This is a genomic window from Pseudomonas sp. PA-7-1E (assembly GCF_021605325.1).
In the GTDB taxonomy this organism is placed as follows: Bacteria; Pseudomonadota; Gammaproteobacteria; order Pseudomonadales; family Pseudomonadaceae; genus Aquipseudomonas; species Aquipseudomonas fluorescens_BV.
This window is the reverse complement of record NZ_WKFA01000001.1, coordinates 211,462-227,497: the sequence shown is the minus strand read 5'-3', so window position 1 is coordinate 227,497 and position 16,036 is coordinate 211,462. Positions and strand designations below refer to the sequence as shown.

Genomic DNA, 16,036 nt, shown 5'->3' with positions numbered 1-16,036 from the left:
GACATGTTTCGTCCCAAGTTGTTGTTCACCAGCCTCGCCGCCCTGGCCTTGGGCGCTTGCTCGCCCCAAGACCCGCAAGCAGTGACCTCGGCAGCCATCGCCAAACAAGTGATCCTGCCAACCTATAGCCGCTGGGTTGAGGCCGACCGTCAACTGGCCGTCAGCGCCCTGGCCTACTGCCAAGGCAAGGAAAGCCTGGACACCGCCCGCGCCGACTTCCTACACGCGCAAAAAGCCTGGGCCGAGTTGCAACCGCTGCTGATCGGCCCGCTGGCCGAAGGCAACCGGGCGTGGCAGGTGCAGTTCTGGCCAGACAAGAAGAACCTGGTCGGCCGCCAGGTCGAGCAACTGGTCAGTGCACAGCCGCAGATCGACGCCGCGGCCCTGGCGAAATCCAGCGTGGTGGTGCAGGGCCTGTCGGCCTACGAATACATCCTCTACGACGCCAAGCCCGACGTCGCCGACGAAGCCCAGAAAGCCCGCTATTGCCCGTTGCTGATGGCTATCGGCGAGCGCCAGAAAGTCCTGGCCGAAGAGATCCTGGCCAGTTGGAACAGCACCGACGGTATGCTCGCGCAAATGACCAAGTTTCCGAACCAACGCTACGCTGATTCCCACGAAGCCATCGCCGATCTGCTGCGCGTGCAAGTGACCGCCCTGGACACCCTGAAGAAAAAACTCGGCACCCCAATGGGCCGCCAGACCAAGGGCATCCCGCAACCGTTCCAGGCCGATGCCTGGCGCAGCCAGTCGTCCCTGCAGAGCCTGGAAGCCAGCCTCGCCGCGGCTCAGACCGTGTGGGTGGGCGTGGATAACAAAGGCCTGCGTGGCCTGCTGCCGGCGGACCAGAAGCCACTGGCCGAGAAAATCGACGCCGCCTACGCAGCGTCGCTGAAACTGTTCGCCAGCAACCAGCGCACCCTCAACGAACTGTTGAACGACGACGTCGGGCGCCAGCAACTCAACGACATCTACGACAGCCTCAACGTAGTCCACCGCCTGCATGAAGGTGAACTGGCCAAGGCGCTGGGCGTACAACTGGGCTTTAACGCCAACGACGGTGACTGATGATGCTCAGGCGACAGGCTTTGGCGGTGGGCAGCGTGCTGCTCAGCGCTATCACCTTGGGTGGCTGGACGCTGTTCAAGCACAAAGACAAAGGCCCGCTGCTGCTGTCGGCGCGCGATGACGCCGACGGCAAGCACTACGCTGTCGGCTATCGCCTGGACGGCAAGCCGGTATTTGCAACCCAGGTCGGCCAGCGCTGCCATGACATCATCAACCACCCGACGTTGCCGATTGCGTTGTTCGTCGCCCGTCGCCCAGGCACCGAGAGTTACCTGATCGACCTGCGCGATGGCAGGCTGCTGCAAACCATCACCTCCAACGCCAACCGCCATTTCTATGGCCATGCGGTGATCCACAAGAGCGGTGACTGGCTGTACGCCACCGAGAACGACACCTCCGACCCTGGCCGCGGCCTGTTGGGTGTGTATAAGTTTGAAGGTGAGCGGCTGGTGCACAGCGGCGAGATATCTACCCACGGCATCGGCCCGCATCAAGTCTCGTGGATGCCCGACGGCGAGACGCTGATCGTGGCCAACGGTGGCATTCGTACCGAAGCCGAAAGCCGGGTAGAGATGAACCTCAATGCCATGGAGCCGAGCCTGGTGCTGATGCGGCGCGACGGCAGCCTGATCAGCAAGGAAACCCTGGCCCAGCAGATGAACAGCGTGCGGCACATGGGTATTGCCAGCGATGGCACCATCCTCACCGGGCAACAGTTCATGGGCCCGTCCCAGGAGCGTTCCGAGTTGCTGGCGATCAAGCGACCGGGGCAGCCGTTCGTGGCGTTCCCGGTGGCTGACGAACAGTTGCAGGCGATGGGGCATTACACCGCCAGCGTGGCGGTGCATAGCGAACTGCGCCTGGTGGCGTTGACAGCACCGCGGGGCAATCGCTTTTTTATCTGGGACATGGACACCACCGAACTACGCCTGGATGGGCCCTTGCCGGACTGTGCGGGGGTGGGTGCGGTGGCGGATGGGTTTGTGGTGACATCCGGTCAGGGGCGTTGCCGCTTCTATGACTGCCGCCAGGAAAAGTTACTGGCAACACCACTGGAGTTACCGGCGGGGTTCTGGGATAACCACCTGCACCTGGTCTAAAGACCGACGACATCAAAATGGCTGATCGTTCCCACGCTCTGCGTGGGAATGCGACCCGTGACGCTCTGCGTCACTGGCGCTAACGGACGAGACGCAGAGCGTCTCAAGAGGCATTCCCACGCAGAGCGTGGGAATGATCATGCCTGGCGCACCATAAAAAAAGGGCCTCGCATGGCAAGGCCCTTTTCGGGGTCAATCGTTTCAACTTTGCGGCCTCATCGCTTGAGACATGCCGAACATGAATAACAGCAATTCATGGTCGGGCTTGGCCGCCACACTCGTCTTGGCAATGCGTGGCAGCAGGCATTGCCCGCCACCGTCTACCGCACTCAACACTTGTGTACGAGGTTGTTCCCATACCGCCAGGGCCAGGGCTGCAACACCCAATGCCCCGACCAGAAACAAACCTCGTGCTATTTCTAGCTTCATCTGGTTAAACCCTTGATAGCGCTGCCAAACGCCGTCTCGTAAAAGTAGCTGAGTTTTTTCCAGTCGGTATCATTCCACGACGAATGGCGACGCAATTGCAGCATGTCGTGGGACGCGGCCCGATAAGCGGTCAGGCGCTGGCGGCATTTCTCAAAGTCCAGCAGGGCCACTTCCACAGTCGCCGCATCAGGCTCACCGGTCACCCGCACGAAAATGTGCTTGATATACAGGCAACCGTGTTGCCAGCGGCCTTTGTGCATACGGGCCAAGGTGCCGGCCAACTCTTGCAGCAGGCGCTCGTGGACCGCCTCGCCATACTGTTCGCGGCCACCGGCGGCGTACCAGTTTTCAATCTCGTCGAAACCGTCCAGAGACGCGGTGACCAACAGGGCTTTCCATTGGTGCTCCGGGTCGCGACGTGCTTCGCAAAACACCAGCTCCGGCACACGCACATCCAGCAAACGCAGGCCTTTGAGGGCATCGCGTTCACGCAGCACGGTCGGACGCCCAAAGGGGTGCAGCCAGCTACGGTAAATGTGGCCGGTCTGGCGCTTGCAATAGAGCAAACGGCCATTAGGGCTTATCACCCGTTGCACGCCACTTTCACCACCACGTCGGCGGTTGGGTTCTTCAACCCACTCACCCTGTTGACGCCAGAAAAAATCAAATCGTTCTTCGGGAGCTACATGACTGCCTACTACGCACTCAACTGCCATCCTGTTACCTCTTGCGCAATACATACACTCGCCACATGGCGTAGAGCGGTATGAAGTCCAGGGATTCCTGAACACGGAAACCGGCCTGCTCGAATTCTGCCTCGACAGTAGCAGCCGGTAACACAAACCGGTTTTGGTAACCTTCTTGCTCACCTTTTTTGCGACGACGCACTTCGCTGCGCTTGCGCTTCCAGGCCTTGAAATTGCCGTCTACCCACAGCGAAATAATCACGCTGTCGCGGGTAACACGTTGAAACTCGCGCAATATTGTCAGCCTGTGCTCTGGCTCACCGATGTGGTGCATCAAGCGCATGCAGAAAATACTGTCGACGGAGTTATCTGGCAAATCGATATCAAAGGCAGATGTCTGCAAAGGGCGTACCCGTTTCACCACCTCTGCCGGTTGGGCAGCTGTGGCGATCTTCAACATCGACGCCGAATTGTCAGCTCCGATAATCACACGGTTGGGTTTTTCGGCCAGCAACGGCCAGAAACGTCCAGCACCACACGGCAAGTCCAACACCAGTCCAGGCTCGCCGGCCATGGCCAGCGCACCGCGCGCCAACTGCTCGTCGCGCTTGTGGGACAACCGGCGAGCCAGATTGTCCTGATGCTTGAGCAAATATTTCTGCGCGTGTTGATCGTCGTACTTGTCAGAAAATTCCAGCTTGATCGGGGAAGGCATCTTACGTCTCCAGTAACTGATGCCTACGACCTTAAGCAGCGAACTGTGATCAACAGGTCAACTCGTTGTGAAAATCTTGTCCTGTCCAATTGCATACATTTCAAGACTTTACAGAAACATTCAGTAGCACCGGGCCATCTTCGCCGAAAAGCACGCAGTCTGCATCAGCAAAATGACAGACTGAATGGTCAGGTTTTGACTGGGTTGAGCTCCACATGAAAACGGCAGCCATTAGGCTCCATGGTGCTCAGGCTCACGCTCCAACCCTGGCTTTCGCAGATCCGCTGCACCAGTGACAGGCCGAGGCCAAGGCCCTCGCCACGCTTCTCGCTACCGCGCACGAACGGCTCGAACATCGCTTCGCGCTTCTCTTCGGGGATGCCGACACCGGAGTCCTCCACCGTGAAACCACTGGGCTCCAGGGTCAGGCGGATAAACCCGTGCTCGGTGTAATGCAGTGCGTTGCGCAGCAGGTTGCCCATCACCGCATGCAAGAAGGTGGTGTTGTAGCAGGTGTCCAGGGGGTTGCCTGGCAGGTAGATCAACGTCAGGCCTTTTTTCTCGATGGGCTCGCGCCAGATACCGAGCAGGTCTTCGGCCACCTGGGTGAGGTTGCCTTGGGGCGAACTGGCGGCGTCGTCGTGTTTGGCGCGGGCCAGCATCAGGAAGGTTTGCACCAGTTCGCGCATTTCTTCACAGGCACGGGCAATTCGTTCTACCTGATTGCGACCGCGCTGATCGATGGCTGGGTTTTCGCGCAACAGTTCGCAGGAGCTGGCCAGGACCATCAAGGGCGTGCGCAACTCATGGCTCACATCGCTGGTAAACAATTGCTCACGTGACAGCGCCTGGCGTAAACGACCCAAGGTGGCGTCGAACGCCACCGCCAGTTCGCCCACTTCATCGGCGGCGTAATCCGGCGCCAGGGGCGGTGCCAGGCCCAACAGTTGGTCACGATGACGGACCTGGCGGGCCAGGCGTACCACCGGCGCCATCACCTTGCGGGCCAGCACCCAGCCGAGGAACGCTGCCAGCGCCAGGCTGAGTACGAACCCCACCAGCACCACCGCAAACAGCACGCGCTCACGCTCTTCGAAATCGCTCTGGTCTTGCAGCAACACATAACGCCGGCCATCGACTACTTCAACCATGGCGTGGTACGACAGCGCCTCGCGAAACACCTCATGGAACCCCGGGTCCAGATGGCGCAGATCCTTGGGCAGTTCAAAATCGCCACGCCCGCCGCTGAAATAGAACAGCTGGTCCGGCTCTGGCCGGTGGCTCCAGTCTTCAACGCTGTCCATCAGCAACAGGCGCTGCAGGTCACCCCCCAGGCCAGCCGAGATCAACTTCTCCTCCACCAGGTGCACCGTCGCGATGATGCCGATGGCGAAGGCCCCCGCCACCAACGCACTCATCAAGGCGAAGGCGATGATGATGCGCTGGGCAAGGCTTTGCTTAAACTCCATCACGACCCTCGGCCAGGCGATAACCCACACCGTGCACCGTTTGCAGTAGCGGTTTGGCGAAGGGCTTGTCGATCACTTGACGCAATTGATGAACGTGGCTGCGCAGGCTGTCGCTGTCCGGGCAGTCGTCGCCCCACAGGGCTTCTTCGAGAATTTCCCGGCGCAGAACGTGCGGGCTTTTTTGCATCAGCACGGCGAGCAGTTTCAGGCCTACGGGGTTGAGCTTGAGCAAGCGCCCTTCGCGAGTGACTTCCAGCGTATCGAGGTCGTAGTTCAGGTCACCCACTTGCAGGGCACGACGCCCGCCACCCTGGGCACGGCGCAACACCGCTTCGATACGCGCAGCCAGTTCCGACAAGGCGAAGGGTTTGAGCAGGTAATCATCGGCGCCGGACTTGAAGCCCTGCAGCCGGTCGTCCAGTTGATCGCGAGCGGTAAGCATGATCACCGGCGTGTCGCGGCGCGCGTCTTCGCGCAGGCGTTTGCACAGGGTGTAGCCATCGATGCCGGGCAACATGATGTCGAGCACGATCAGGTCGTAATGCTCGGTGGCCGCGAGGTGCAGGCCCGACAAACCGTCCTGCGCACAGTCCACTGTGTAGCCTTTGAGCCCCAGGTAGTCGGCCAGGTTGGCGAGGATATCGCGGTTGTCTTCAACCAATAGAATTCGCATGGGCAGTGTCTCCGTACGCGGTAACGGCCGTGTTGGCTCGCGCAGCTTAAGGCCAAGCGGGGCTCAGGGATAGAGCGCAGAGCCCCGCCGATAAAGCTTTTCAACTGTTTTTAGAGCCAAACAAGTTTTTCACTATAGCTTCACAAACTAACTACAGTGTCAGGACGAAGATCGCCCCCCATTGATATAAGGAACTTGGACATGGGTTTTTTCAAAACAGCGCCAATGCGCTATTTGCTGTTGATTACCGGTGCCTGGTTACTGGTTTTCCTGCTCACCCGCAGCGTGCTGCTCATTACCCACCTCAATGAGGTCAGCGGCAACCTGTTGTCTGTGTTTGGCGTGGGTTTGCTCTACGACTTGGGTTTCCTGGCCTATGCAGCCTTGCCGCTTGGCCTGTATCTGCTGCTCTGCCCACCCGCCCTATGGCGCCGCCGTGGCCATCGCTGGTTCCTGCAAGCGGTGCTGACCGTCAGCCTGTTCGCCATGCTGTTCACCTCTGTAGCCGAATGGTTGTTCTGGGATGAGTTTGGCGTGCGCTTCAACTTTATCGCTGTCGATTACCTGGTGTACTCCGATGAGGTACTGAACAACCTGCTGGAGTCTTATCCGATCGGCAAGCTGCTGAGCCTGCTGGCAATGCTGGCGTTGATTCTGAGCGTGGCTCTGCGCAAACCCTTCAATGCCGCGATGGCAGCGCCATTGCCTCCATTGCGTGGCCGTGTGATCAACGCCCTGGGCCTGCTGGTGCTCGCCGGCCTCAGCCTGCAACTGGTCAGCCAGGACAGCCCGCGCACCCAAGGCGGCAACGCGTACAACAACGAATTGGCCAGCAATGGCCCCTATCAGTTCTTTGCCGCGTTCCGTAACAACGAACTGGACTACACCCAGTTTTACAAAAGCCTGCCGACCGACGTCGTCGCCAAGCAGTTGCGCGCCGAACTGAGTGAACCCAACGCCCGCTTTCTCGACCAGGACCCGCTGGATATTCGCCGTGCCATCACCAACCCCGGCACACTGCGCAAGCCCAACATCGTACTGGTGACCATCGAGAGCTTCAGCGCCAAGTACATGGGCAGTAATGGCGATGCGCGCAACCTCACGCCCAATCTGGATGCGTTGCGCCAACAGAGCCTGTACTTCAATAACTTCTACGCCACCGGTACACGCACCGACCGCGGCCTGGAAGCCATTACCCTGGCAGTCCCGCCGACGCCGGGGCGTTCGATCGTCAAGCGCATCGGCCGCGAAAGCGGGTTCGCCAGCCTGGGGCAACAGCTCTCGGCCATCGGTTATGACAGCGTGTTTGTCTATGGCGGGCGCGGTTACTTCGACAATATGAACGCGTTCTTCAGCGGCAACGGCTATCGGGTGGTGGACCAGAGCAGCGTGCCAGAGTCGGAGATCTCGTTCAAAAACGCCTGGGGCATGGCCGACGAAGACCTGTTCAAACAGACCTTGAAACTGGCCGACGCCGACTACGCCAAGCAACAGCCGTTCCTGCTGCAACTGATGACCACCTCCAACCACCGTCCTTATACCTACCCGGACGGGCGCATCGACATCAAATCCGGCAAGGGTCGCGACGGCGCGGTGAAATATACCGACTACGCCATCGGCCAGTTCCTTGAGGCAGCGCGCCAGAAGCCGTGGTTCGATAACACGATCTTCGTGTTCGTCGCCGACCACACCGCCGGCAGCGCGGGCAAGGAAGACTTGCCTATCACCAACTACCAGATCCCGCTGTTTATCTACGCGCCCAAGCTGATCGACGCACGGGAATCCGCCCAACTGTCCAGCCAGATCGACCTGGCGCCAACCTTGTTGGGCCTGCTCAACCTGAGCTACGAATCGACATTCTTTGGCCGCAACCTGCTGCAAGACAACCCATTACCTCCACGGGTGGTGGTGGGCAATTACCAGCACCTGGGTCTGTTTGATGGCAAGGACCTGGCAATCCTCAGCCCGCGCCAAGGCTTGCGTCGCCACGACCAGGCCCTGGGCGAGAGCCAGGAGCTGCGCGTCGGTAGCGATGACCCCTTGATTCAACGGGCGATCACCTACTACCAGGCCGCCAGTTACGACTACAAACAGCAACTGCTGAGCTGGAAAGCGCCCAAGGAAGAGGCACCAGTCTTAAGCAAACGCTAATCAAAAAGCCCCGCGCAGGTGAGCGCGGGGCTTTTTTACCAAGGTTCGAGATGAAATCCCCCTCCTCTTTACCGGTTTCCAAACCGCTTGATTTTTGGCTGTGCCTGGGCCTGCCTGCCAGCGCTGCAGTGGCCTTGCTGTTGCTGGAGCTGACGTCACTGGACATGGACCTGGCCAGGCTTTTCTACAGTGCAGAGGCTGGCGGCTTCATTGGCCGCTATAGCTTCTTCCTTGAAGACATCCTGCATGACCGTGCCAAGCAACTGGTGATCCTGTTTTCGGTGCTGGCGATTCTGGGCCTGGTCGGCAGCTTCATGCTGCAGCGACTCAAGCCGTACCGCCGTGAACTGGTGTGCCTGGTGCTGTCGCTGGGAATGGCGACGGCGTTCGTGTCGCCATTGAAAACCATCACCGCCGTGCAATGCCCCTGGAGCCTCAAGGAGTTCGGCGGCCAGGAAACCTACAGTGAACTGCTCAGCCCGCGCCCACCTACCGATAAACCCGGCCGTTGCTGGCCCGGCGGACATGCCGCCACCGGGTTCGCCTTGTTCGCCTGGTTCTTTGCCTTGCGGGATCGACGGCCGCGGCTGGCCCGATATGCGTTCATCTTTGCCGTCAGCCTGGGCAGCGTGTTTTCAGTCAGCCGTATGCTGCAAGGGGCGCATTTCTTTTCCCACAATGTGTGGACAGCGATCTTTTGCTGGCTGATCTGCCTCGGGCTGTATTGCTTGTTGCTGTACCGGCCTAATCGCATTCTCCTGTAGGAGCGAGCTTGCTCGCGAAAAACGCACAGGCGCCGCGTTTACTCAGCAAGCACGCTTTACCGTTGACGTTTTTCGAGAGCAAGCTCGCTCCTACAGAGGAAGGCAAGCCGTGCATAAAAAAACCCCGCCTGCATCACTGCAGTCGGGGCTTTTTAAAGCGCCGGGTAGGCTGGCTTACATCATGCCGCCCATGCCACCCATGCCGCCCATGTCTGGCATACCGCCGCCAGCCGAACCTTCTTTCTTCGGTGCTTCAGCGATCGCAGCTTCGGTGGTCAGGATCAGACCGCCGATGGAGGATGCTGCTTGCAGCGCGGAACGAGTCACCTTGGTTGGATCCAGGATGCCCATTTCGATCATGTCGCCGTACACGCCAGTCGCAGCGTTGTAACCGTAGTTACCTTTGCCGTTCTTGACTTCGTTGACCACAACGCTCGGCTCGTCGCCGGAGTTAGCAGCGATCTGGCGCAGCGGTGCTTCAACGGCACGGCGCAGTACAGCGATACCGACGTTCTGGTCAGCGTTGTCGCCGGTCAGGTCAGTCAGGGCTTCCAGAGCACGGATCAGCGCAACGCCACCGCCAGGTACCACGCCTTCTTCAACGGCTGCACGGGTTGCGTGCAGGGCGTCTTCAACGCGGGCCTTCTTCTCTTTCATTTCAACTTCGGAGCCAGCGCCAACCTTGATCACTGCAACACCGCCAGACAGCTTGGCCAGGCGCTCTTGCAGTTTTTCACGGTCGTAGTCCGAGGAAGTCTCGGCAACCTGGGCACGGATCTGAGCGATACGGGACTCGATGTCGCCTTCAACGCCAGCACCGTCAACGATGATGGTGTTTTCCTTGGACAGGGTCACACGCTTGGCACTACCCAGGTTTTCCAGGGTGGCGCTTTCCAGGCTCAGGCCGATCTCTTCGGAGATAACGGTACCGCCGGTCAGAACGGCGATGTCCTGCAGCATGGCCTTGCGACGGTCGCCGAAGCCTGGAGCCTTGACGGCTGCAACCTTGACGATGCCACGCATGTTGTTCACGACCAGAGTCGCCAGGGCTTCGCCTTCAACGTCTTCAGCCACGATCAGCAGTGGGCGGCCGGCTTTGGCAACGGCTTCCAGCACTGGCAGCATTTCGCGGATGTTGGAGATCTTTTTGTCGACCAGCAGGATCAGCGGGCTGTCCAGTTCGGCAACCATGGTGTCCGGCTTGTTGACGAAGTACGGGGACAGGTAGCCACGGTCGAACTGCATGCCTTCTACAACCGACAGTTCGTTTTCCAGGCCCGAGCCTTCTTCAACGGTGATCACGCCTTCTTTACCGACTTTTTCCATGGCTTCGGCAATGATGTCGCCGATGGAGCTGTCGGAGTTGGCAGAGATGGTGCCTACCTGAGCGATGGCCTTGGTGTCGGCGCATGGCTTGGACAGGTTCTTCAGCTCTTTGACGATGGCGATGGTCGCCTTGTCGATGCCGCGCTTGAGGTCCATTGGGTTCATGCCGGCAGCAACGGCCTTCAGGCCTTCGTTGACGATCGACTGAGCCAGTACGGTTGCGGTGGTAGTACCGTCACCTGCGTCATCGTTGGCACGGGAGGCAACGTCTTTGACCAGCTGCGCGCCCATGTTTTCGAAACGGTCTTCCAGTTCGATCTCTTTGGCTACGGAAACGCCGTCCTTGGTGATGGTCGGAGCGCCGAAGCTCTTCTCGATGATCACGTTACGGCCTTTCGGGCCCAGGGTCGCTTTTACTGCGTCAGCCAGTACGTTGACGCCAGTGAGCATTTTCTTGCGGGCGGAGTCGCCGAATTTAACTTCTTTAGCAGCCATGATCGATATTCCTTAAATACTTTGTAGTAACGGGAAAATGAGCGGGGAAATCAGCCTTCCAGTACAGCGAGAATTTCGTTCTCAGCCATTACCAGCAGGTCTTCGCCGTCGACTTTCACAGTGTTGCTGCCGGAGTAAGGGCCGAAAACAACCTTGTCACCCACTTTCACGGCCAGCGCACGTACTTCACCGTTTTCCAGGGTCTTGCCTGGGCCAGCAGCGACGATCACACCGTGGTTGGCTTTTTCAGCAGCCGAACCTGGCAGAACGATCCCGCCAGCGGTTTTCTTTTCTTCTTCGCTGCGACGGATGACGACGCGGTCGTGCAGAGGACGAAGCTTGCTCATTGTCGATCTCTCCTAATTGTGTTTTTCATCGGCCGGTTCAATCCGGCGGGTTAAATTCCGGCGGTGCCGGTCGCGGCTCGCTGGGCGAGACGCGGAAGTCTGTCTAGTGTCACCACCAGAAACCTTGCGGTGACCGTTACATAAGGGCGCCCAGGCTTATTACAAGGGGCCGGGGATGAAATTTTTTGTGTCGGCTCAAGGGTAAATGCAACACGGCACCCGAAGGTGCCGTGCCGGTGAAGCGCTTATTTGTTGTCGCGGTGTTCGAATTCGCCTTCGATCACATCACCTTCACGCCCCAGGGGTTGGCGCGGAGCCGGACCGCCACGGGGTTGCAGGTCGTCGGCGAACGCACGCTGGCGCATGGCGGCCTCTTCAGCACGCTGGCGCATTTTGCCGGCCAGCAGCTTGCGGGTGAATGGCAGCAACAGCACCAGGCCAAGCACGTCGCTGATAAAGCCCGGCAGGATCAGCAAGCCACCGGCCAGGGCCATCATCAGGCCCTCAAGCATGGTCTGGGCCGGCAGTTCGCCGCGGTTCAGACTTTCACGGGCACGCAGCGCGGTCGCCAGGCCGGCGACACGCAGCACCAGGACGCCGAGCATGGAGCCTACGATGATCAGCAACAGCGCCGGGAAAAACCCGATCGCACCGCTGACTTTAACGAATACGAACAGCTCCAGCACCGGGAACAGCAGAAAGAGCAATAAAAAAGGGCGCATCAAATGGTTCCTCAACGCAAGAATGCCTTGCCAGTCCACCTTAGATGACGTCGCCGTTGTGTAAATTCAAGCGTCAACCGTGGTTTTTTTCGGCCACACCTCGGCGTGAGCCAATGAAACCAGGGCTTCGCGTACTTGTGTCGGTGTGTTGCAAGGCGTCTCGAAAGGCAACCAGTGCAGGGATTGGCCGATACGCAAGTGCATGCCTTCGCTGTCGATGCCGGCCAGCTGTGCTGGCTCGCTGGTCGGCAAACCGCCGAGGTCGACGTAATGGGCGACGGCCTTGGTGTGATCACTGTTCATGTGCTCGATCATGCTGCGCTCGGCCTTGCCCGCAAACGGGTTGGCCAAGGTCAACTGGTCGACCCAATGGATCGCGCCAAACCCACCGATATAACGGTGGCGCACCGGCTTGAGCACCCAGAAATCGAAATCGTGGGCCTTGTGGTAGTTGGCCGAATCAGGGAAGTAGCGGTAGTAGCGCTCGGCCGCAGCTTCGATGGCGGCGGGGTCTTCCAGCTTCTCGGCTTCGGCCAGGTAGGTCAGGCGCCCCACGGCTTGCACATCATCGGCCTCACGCTCACCCACCAACAGCGAACACTTGGGATCTTTTTGCAGGTTATGGGTGTGCTGGGCAATGCGGCTGATCAGGATCAGCGGGCGGCCCTGCTCGTCCAGGCAGTAGGGCACCACCGAGCCAAAGGGAAAGCCGGGCATGGCTTTGGACTGTGTGGCGAGCGCCCCACGGTATTCCTTGAGCAACAGCTCTCGGGCGTTCTTGGCAACCTGCGTGCTCAATAGATGACTCCTCGGGTGTTCCGCGGCCCATGGCATATGGGAATGGATCTCAACACAAGGTAATCAATATCTGCGCAGGTTGCCAGAGTGGCCGACGCCGGTTTACCAGGCCACGCCGAAGCCTGCGGTGTAGCGGGTCTTGCTCAAGCTGCTGTCGGAGTCGCCGCTGATGACGTCACGCTCGGCCTTGAGGTTAAGGGACGCCCATTCGGTGACTTTGTAGCGCAGGCCCATCTCGGCATCCAGGGAGTAATCGGCCGGACCGTCCAGAGGCTTGCCCAATTCGCCGTTGGTGAAGAACTCCACGGTCTTGCCCACCAGGTAGCGGTTGTAGTTCCACTTCATGGCCAGAGAGTAAAAGTTGTCCTTGCCGCCGTCTGCATATTCGTAATCGGTGCGGTTGACCAGCGAACCGAGGGAGAACGCGCCCAACTCATCATCCCAGAACTGGTAGCCCGGGCCGGTACCCACGGTGCGCTGGCGCGCCAGGTCCTCGACCTTGTCGCGCTTGTAGGTCAGGCGCCCCTGCCAGAACCAGTGCTCGGTGATAAAGCGGTCCAGGTCGTATTCCAGGGCCCAGTTGTCGGTGGTGGTGACGTCGTCCTGGAACTCGCGGTTGTATTCGCCCTTGCCCGTATGACGCCACTGGCCGTGACGGGCCGAGGTCTTGAAGTCGATGTCGTAGTCGTTGGTGTCTTTGTCCGCGCGCTTGTAGTCCAGCGCCAGGTCGACGTTACCCTTCCACACCAGATCTTCGATCACGGGCTTGGGCTTCATGATCTGTTGGATACTTGCCAGTTCCACCGTCTTGGGCGCCTCGCCATTGGCCAGCACCACCTTGCCGTCATCCGATGCCTGCAAGGATTTGGCCTTTTCACCGCTGTAGGCGTCCTGCTTGACCAGCAGCTCCTGGTCACTTTCCAGGGTTTTGACCTGTTTCCAGTCCACCGGAATGGAGCCCGCGTAGTCGGTTTGGATCAGCAACTTGCCACCGTCGAAGACTTTGATCTTGCCGGTGAGCCGGTCACCGTTTTTCAACCAGACGGTATCGGCGAGCAAGGGCGTGGAAGCACTGAAAACAGCAAGGCACAACAGGGTTCTGGACAACATAAGCAAGTACGGGACTCGGGGTTGGCGAAAATAAGGGGCGTTATAGTGTTACATGGCTAGAACTGACTCAAGGATTTATATTGAGTTCAATACTCATCGTCATGTTTACAGACGTTTCTGACAAAACAACGACGATCTCAACGGATATACCCACAGTGATCCTACCCGCCGATACGCCACAAAGCCCCGCCGAGATGCGCCGCACCGCACTCTACCTGACGTTGTCGCAGGTGCCCGAAGGCTGCGTGGTGAGTTACGGCGAGCTGGCCCACCTGGCCGGTTTGGGGCGGGCTGCCCGCTGGGTCGGGCGCACCCTGAGCCAGTTGCCGCAAGACACGCGGTTGCCCTGGCATCGGGTGCTGGCTGCCGGTGGTCGGATAAGTTTGCCGGTGGGCAGTGCCTCGGGTGACGAACAACGTGCGCGTTTACGTAGCGAAGGCGTCACCATCCTGAACAATCGTGTTGATATTCAGCGTCATGGCTGGCGCCCGGTAGAGCACAGCGGTTAGAGTGCGCGCTTTGTTTCCGCAAATCTGAGGCAGACTCCAGCCCATGCCCCGTAAAACCTGGCGCGCCGCGCTCGCCGCCTATGCCAGCCCTTCGACGTTAGTGCTGTTGTTGCTCGGTTTCGCCGCCGGCATGCCTTACATGTTGGTGTTCTCGACGCTTTCGGTGTGGCTGCGTGAAGCCGGTGTGGCTCGCGAGACCATTGGCTATGCGAGCCTGATCGGCCTGGCCTACGCCTTCAAATGGGTCTGGTCGCCGCTGCTCGACCAATGGCGCCTGCCGTTGCTTGGCAAACTGGGGCGTCGTCGCTCCTGGCTGGTGCTGGCCCAATCGCTGGTGATCCTCGGATTGATCGGCATGGGCTTTTGTGACCCGCAAAAACACCTGTCCTGGTTGATCGCCATCGCGGTGGTCGTCGCCTTCGCGTCGGCCACGCAAGACATTGCCGTGGATGCCTACCGCCTGGAAATCGCCGACGACAGCCGTCAGGCCGCCCTGGCTGCAAGCTACATGTCCGGTTATCGCATCGCCGCCCTGCTGGCCACGGCCGGTGCGCTGTTCTTTGCCGAAGGCTTTGGCTCCACTGGCTTCAACTATAAACACTCGGCCTGGACCGGCACCTATGTGTTGTTCGGCGTGTTGATGGTGCCGGCGCTGCTCACCACCTTCCTCATGCGTGAACCTGATGTGCCACTGCGCACCCAGTTGCAGGCCGGACGCTACAGTTTCATGCACCAGTTGGTGTCGGTGTTTGTACTGATCGTGCTGTTGGTCTCGGTGCCGGCGATGTTCACCCAGTTGTACAACACCGACTTCGCCAGCGTGCTGTTCCAGGGCGTGAGTTTGTGGGAACTGCTGATGGAAGACCGCGCGTTCCTGCGCGCCATCCTCTATATCATCCTCACTACCCTGTGCCTTTCAGCCATGGGCCGCCGGGGCCTGGCCCCCGTGCTCACGCCGGTCAACGACTTTATCCTGCGTTACCGTTGGCAGGCGCTGCTGCTGCTCGGGCTGATTGCCACCTATCGCATGTCCGACACGGTGATGGGCGTCATGGCCAACGTGTTCTATATCGACCAGGGATTCACCAAGGACCAGATTGCCGGGGTGAGCAAGATCTTCGGCCTGATCATGACCCTGCTCGGCGCCGGCATGGGCGGCCTGTTGATCGTGCGGTTCGGGATACTGCCGATCCTGTTCATCGGCGGCGTAGCCTCGGCCGGTACCAACCTGCTGTTCGTGATGCTCGCCGACATGGGCCCCGACCTGCAGATGTTGATCGTCACCATCTCCCTGGACAACTTCAGTTCGGGCATGGCCACTTCGGCGTTCGTGGCGTACCTGTCGAGCCTCACCAACCTCAAGTTCTCCGCCACCCAATATGCGCTGCTCAGTTCGATCATGCTGTTGCTGCCGCGTTTGATCGGCGGCTATTCAGGGGTGATGGTGGAGAAGTTCGGTTATCACAACTTCTTTATGATCACCTGCCTGCTGGGTGTGCCGACGCTGCTCCTGATTGCGCTGCACTGGTTCCAGGAGAACCGCCGCGCCCGACTGAATCCCCCGCCGGAAGACTGATACGACTCGGTCAATGTGGGAGCTGGCTTGCCTGCGATAGCGATGGTGAACCCAACGCCGCTATCGCAGGCAAGCCAGCTCCCACACAAGCGATGGTT

Annotated in this window: 16 protein-coding genes; 6 read left to right on the top strand and 10 right to left on the bottom strand. The window is 59.6% G+C overall.

Annotated features, from left to right (window positions below; genetic code table 11):
- Window positions 1-3 precede the first annotated feature (3 nt).
- Both GIW79_RS01065 and GIW79_RS01060 read left to right on the top strand, forming a co-directional pair.
- A complete protein-coding gene (locus GIW79_RS01065) occupies window positions 4-1,068 on the top strand; it encodes an imelysin family protein (protein ID WP_054897663.1) in 1,065 nt (354 codons plus the stop codon).
- 2 nt (window positions 1,069-1,070) lie between these two features.
- Window positions 1,071-2,168, top strand: a complete 1,098-nt coding sequence (locus GIW79_RS01060; RefSeq protein ID WP_236452687.1) for a DUF1513 domain-containing protein — start codon at window positions 1,071-1,073, stop codon at window positions 2,166-2,168.
- A gap of 201 nt (window positions 2,169-2,369) precedes the next feature.
- Here GIW79_RS01060 and GIW79_RS01055 read toward each other — a convergent pair whose 3' ends face one another.
- The 5 genes from GIW79_RS01055 to colR all read right to left on the bottom strand — a co-directional run bounded on the left by GIW79_RS01055 (window position 2,370) and on the right by colR (window position 6,140).
- Complete coding sequence (locus GIW79_RS01055) at window positions 2,370-2,597, bottom strand: hypothetical protein (RefSeq protein ID WP_003193932.1); 228 nt, start codon at window positions 2,595-2,597, stop codon at window positions 2,370-2,372.
- Window positions 2,594-3,313 carry a lipopolysaccharide kinase InaA family protein gene (locus GIW79_RS01050; RefSeq protein WP_019817333.1) on the bottom strand — a complete coding sequence of 240 codons (720 nt, stop codon included), beginning with the start codon at window positions 3,311-3,313 and terminating at the stop codon, window positions 2,594-2,596. Before GIW79_RS01050 ends, GIW79_RS01055 begins: the two co-directional genes overlap by 4 nt.
- A gap of 4 nt (window positions 3,314-3,317) precedes the next feature.
- Window positions 3,318-3,998 carry a class I SAM-dependent methyltransferase gene (locus GIW79_RS01045; protein WP_003193934.1) on the bottom strand — a complete coding sequence of 227 codons (681 nt, stop codon included), beginning with the start codon at window positions 3,996-3,998 and terminating at the stop codon, window positions 3,318-3,320.
- Window positions 3,999-4,186: 188 nt separating this feature from the next.
- Window positions 4,187-5,467, bottom strand: a complete 1,281-nt coding sequence (locus tag GIW79_RS01040) for a sensor histidine kinase (RefSeq protein WP_054897666.1) — start codon at window positions 5,465-5,467, stop codon at window positions 4,187-4,189.
- Complete coding sequence (colR, locus tag GIW79_RS01035) at window positions 5,457-6,140, bottom strand: two-component system response regulator ColR (protein WP_003208587.1); 684 nt, start codon at window positions 6,138-6,140, stop codon at window positions 5,457-5,459. Before colR ends, GIW79_RS01040 begins: the two co-directional genes overlap by 11 nt.
- A 201-nt stretch (window positions 6,141-6,341) precedes the next feature.
- On the opposite strand from colR, the gene GIW79_RS01030 reads away from it, so the two are divergent.
- Both GIW79_RS01030 and GIW79_RS01025 read left to right on the top strand, forming a co-directional pair.
- Entirely contained in the window at window positions 6,342-8,291 is a 1,950-nt protein-coding gene (locus GIW79_RS01030; RefSeq protein ID WP_236452679.1) for an LTA synthase family protein, read from the top strand.
- 50 nt (window positions 8,292-8,341) lie between these two features.
- The gene (locus GIW79_RS01025; protein WP_054897668.1) at window positions 8,342-9,055 is read left to right on the top strand and encodes a phosphatase PAP2 family protein; all 714 of its coding nucleotides are present in this window, start codon (window positions 8,342-8,344) and stop codon (window positions 9,053-9,055) included.
- Between the two features lie 174 nt (window positions 9,056-9,229).
- Here the strand turns inward: GIW79_RS01025 and groL are convergent, their stop codons facing one another.
- The 5 genes from groL to GIW79_RS01000 all read right to left on the bottom strand — a co-directional run bounded on the left by groL (window position 9,230) and on the right by GIW79_RS01000 (window position 13,853).
- Window positions 9,230-10,876 (bottom strand): chaperonin GroEL, encoded by a 1,647-nt coding sequence (groL, locus tag GIW79_RS01020; protein ID WP_034128624.1) that lies wholly within the window; start codon window positions 10,874-10,876, stop codon window positions 9,230-9,232.
- 50 nt (window positions 10,877-10,926) lie between these two features.
- A complete protein-coding gene (locus GIW79_RS01015) occupies window positions 10,927-11,223 on the bottom strand; it encodes a co-chaperone GroES (RefSeq protein ID WP_017846112.1) in 297 nt (98 codons plus the stop codon).
- Between the two features lie 245 nt (window positions 11,224-11,468).
- On the bottom strand, window positions 11,469-11,945 hold the full coding sequence (locus GIW79_RS01010; protein WP_034128625.1) for an FxsA family protein: 477 nt from the start codon (window positions 11,943-11,945) through the stop codon (window positions 11,469-11,471).
- A gap of 66 nt (window positions 11,946-12,011) precedes the next feature.
- Window positions 12,012-12,743: a HugZ family pyridoxamine 5'-phosphate oxidase gene (locus GIW79_RS01005; RefSeq protein WP_236452680.1), complete on the bottom strand. Its 732-nt coding sequence runs from the start codon at window positions 12,741-12,743 to the stop codon at window positions 12,012-12,014.
- 102 nt (window positions 12,744-12,845) lie between these two features.
- Window positions 12,846-13,853 (bottom strand): DUF481 domain-containing protein, encoded by a 1,008-nt coding sequence (locus GIW79_RS01000; protein ID WP_034128627.1) that lies wholly within the window; start codon window positions 13,851-13,853, stop codon window positions 12,846-12,848.
- A 194-nt stretch (window positions 13,854-14,047) separates the two neighbouring features.
- On the opposite strand from GIW79_RS01000, the gene GIW79_RS00995 reads away from it, so the two are divergent.
- Window positions 14,048-14,362, top strand: coding sequence for an MGMT family protein (locus GIW79_RS00995; protein ID WP_054897670.1), 315 nt, complete (start codon window positions 14,048-14,050; stop codon window positions 14,360-14,362).
- Between the two features lie 43 nt (window positions 14,363-14,405).
- Window positions 14,406-15,938: an AmpG family muropeptide MFS transporter gene (locus GIW79_RS00990; RefSeq protein WP_034128628.1), complete on the top strand. Its 1,533-nt coding sequence runs from the start codon at window positions 14,406-14,408 to the stop codon at window positions 15,936-15,938.
- Window positions 15,939-16,036: the final 98 nt, after the last annotated feature.

What these genes read in the sequence shown, in the direction of transcription:
- GIW79_RS01015 (WP_017846112.1), bottom strand. Translation starts at nt 11,223, where the DNA reads ATGAGCAAGCTTCGTCCTCTGCACGACCGCGTCGTCATCCGTCGCAGC.
- groL (WP_034128624.1), bottom strand. Translation starts at nt 10,876, where the DNA reads ATGGCTGCTAAAGAAGTTAAATTCGGCGACTCCGCCCGCAAGAAAATG.
- GIW79_RS01040 (WP_054897666.1), bottom strand. Translation starts at nt 5,467, where the DNA reads ATGGAGTTTAAGCAAAGCCTTGCCCAGCGCATCATCATCGCCTTCGCC.
- GIW79_RS01010 (WP_034128625.1), bottom strand. Translation starts at nt 11,945, where the DNA reads ATGCGCCCTTTTTTATTGCTCTTTCTGCTGTTCCCGGTGCTGGAGCTG.
- GIW79_RS01065 (WP_054897663.1), top strand. Translation starts at nt 4, where the DNA reads ATGTTTCGTCCCAAGTTGTTGTTCACCAGCCTCGCCGCCCTGGCCTTG.
- GIW79_RS01060 (WP_236452687.1), top strand. Translation starts at nt 1,071, where the DNA reads ATGCTCAGGCGACAGGCTTTGGCGGTGGGCAGCGTGCTGCTCAGCGCT.
- GIW79_RS01055 (WP_003193932.1), bottom strand. Translation starts at nt 2,597, where the DNA reads ATGAAGCTAGAAATAGCACGAGGTTTGTTTCTGGTCGGGGCATTGGGT.
- GIW79_RS00990 (WP_034128628.1), top strand. Translation starts at nt 14,406, where the DNA reads ATGCCCCGTAAAACCTGGCGCGCCGCGCTCGCCGCCTATGCCAGCCCT.
- GIW79_RS01000 (WP_034128627.1), bottom strand. Translation starts at nt 13,853, where the DNA reads ATGTTGTCCAGAACCCTGTTGTGCCTTGCTGTTTTCAGTGCTTCCACG.
- GIW79_RS01050 (WP_019817333.1), bottom strand. Translation starts at nt 3,313, where the DNA reads ATGGCAGTTGAGTGCGTAGTAGGCAGTCATGTAGCTCCCGAAGAACGA.
- GIW79_RS01025 (WP_054897668.1), top strand. Translation starts at nt 8,342, where the DNA reads ATGAAATCCCCCTCCTCTTTACCGGTTTCCAAACCGCTTGATTTTTGG.
- colR (WP_003208587.1), bottom strand. Translation starts at nt 6,140, where the DNA reads ATGCGAATTCTATTGGTTGAAGACAACCGCGATATCCTCGCCAACCTG.
- GIW79_RS01045 (WP_003193934.1), bottom strand. Translation starts at nt 3,998, where the DNA reads ATGCCTTCCCCGATCAAGCTGGAATTTTCTGACAAGTACGACGATCAA.
- GIW79_RS01030 (WP_236452679.1), top strand. Translation starts at nt 6,342, where the DNA reads ATGGGTTTTTTCAAAACAGCGCCAATGCGCTATTTGCTGTTGATTACC.
- GIW79_RS00995 (WP_054897670.1), top strand. Translation starts at nt 14,048, where the DNA reads ATGCGCCGCACCGCACTCTACCTGACGTTGTCGCAGGTGCCCGAAGGC.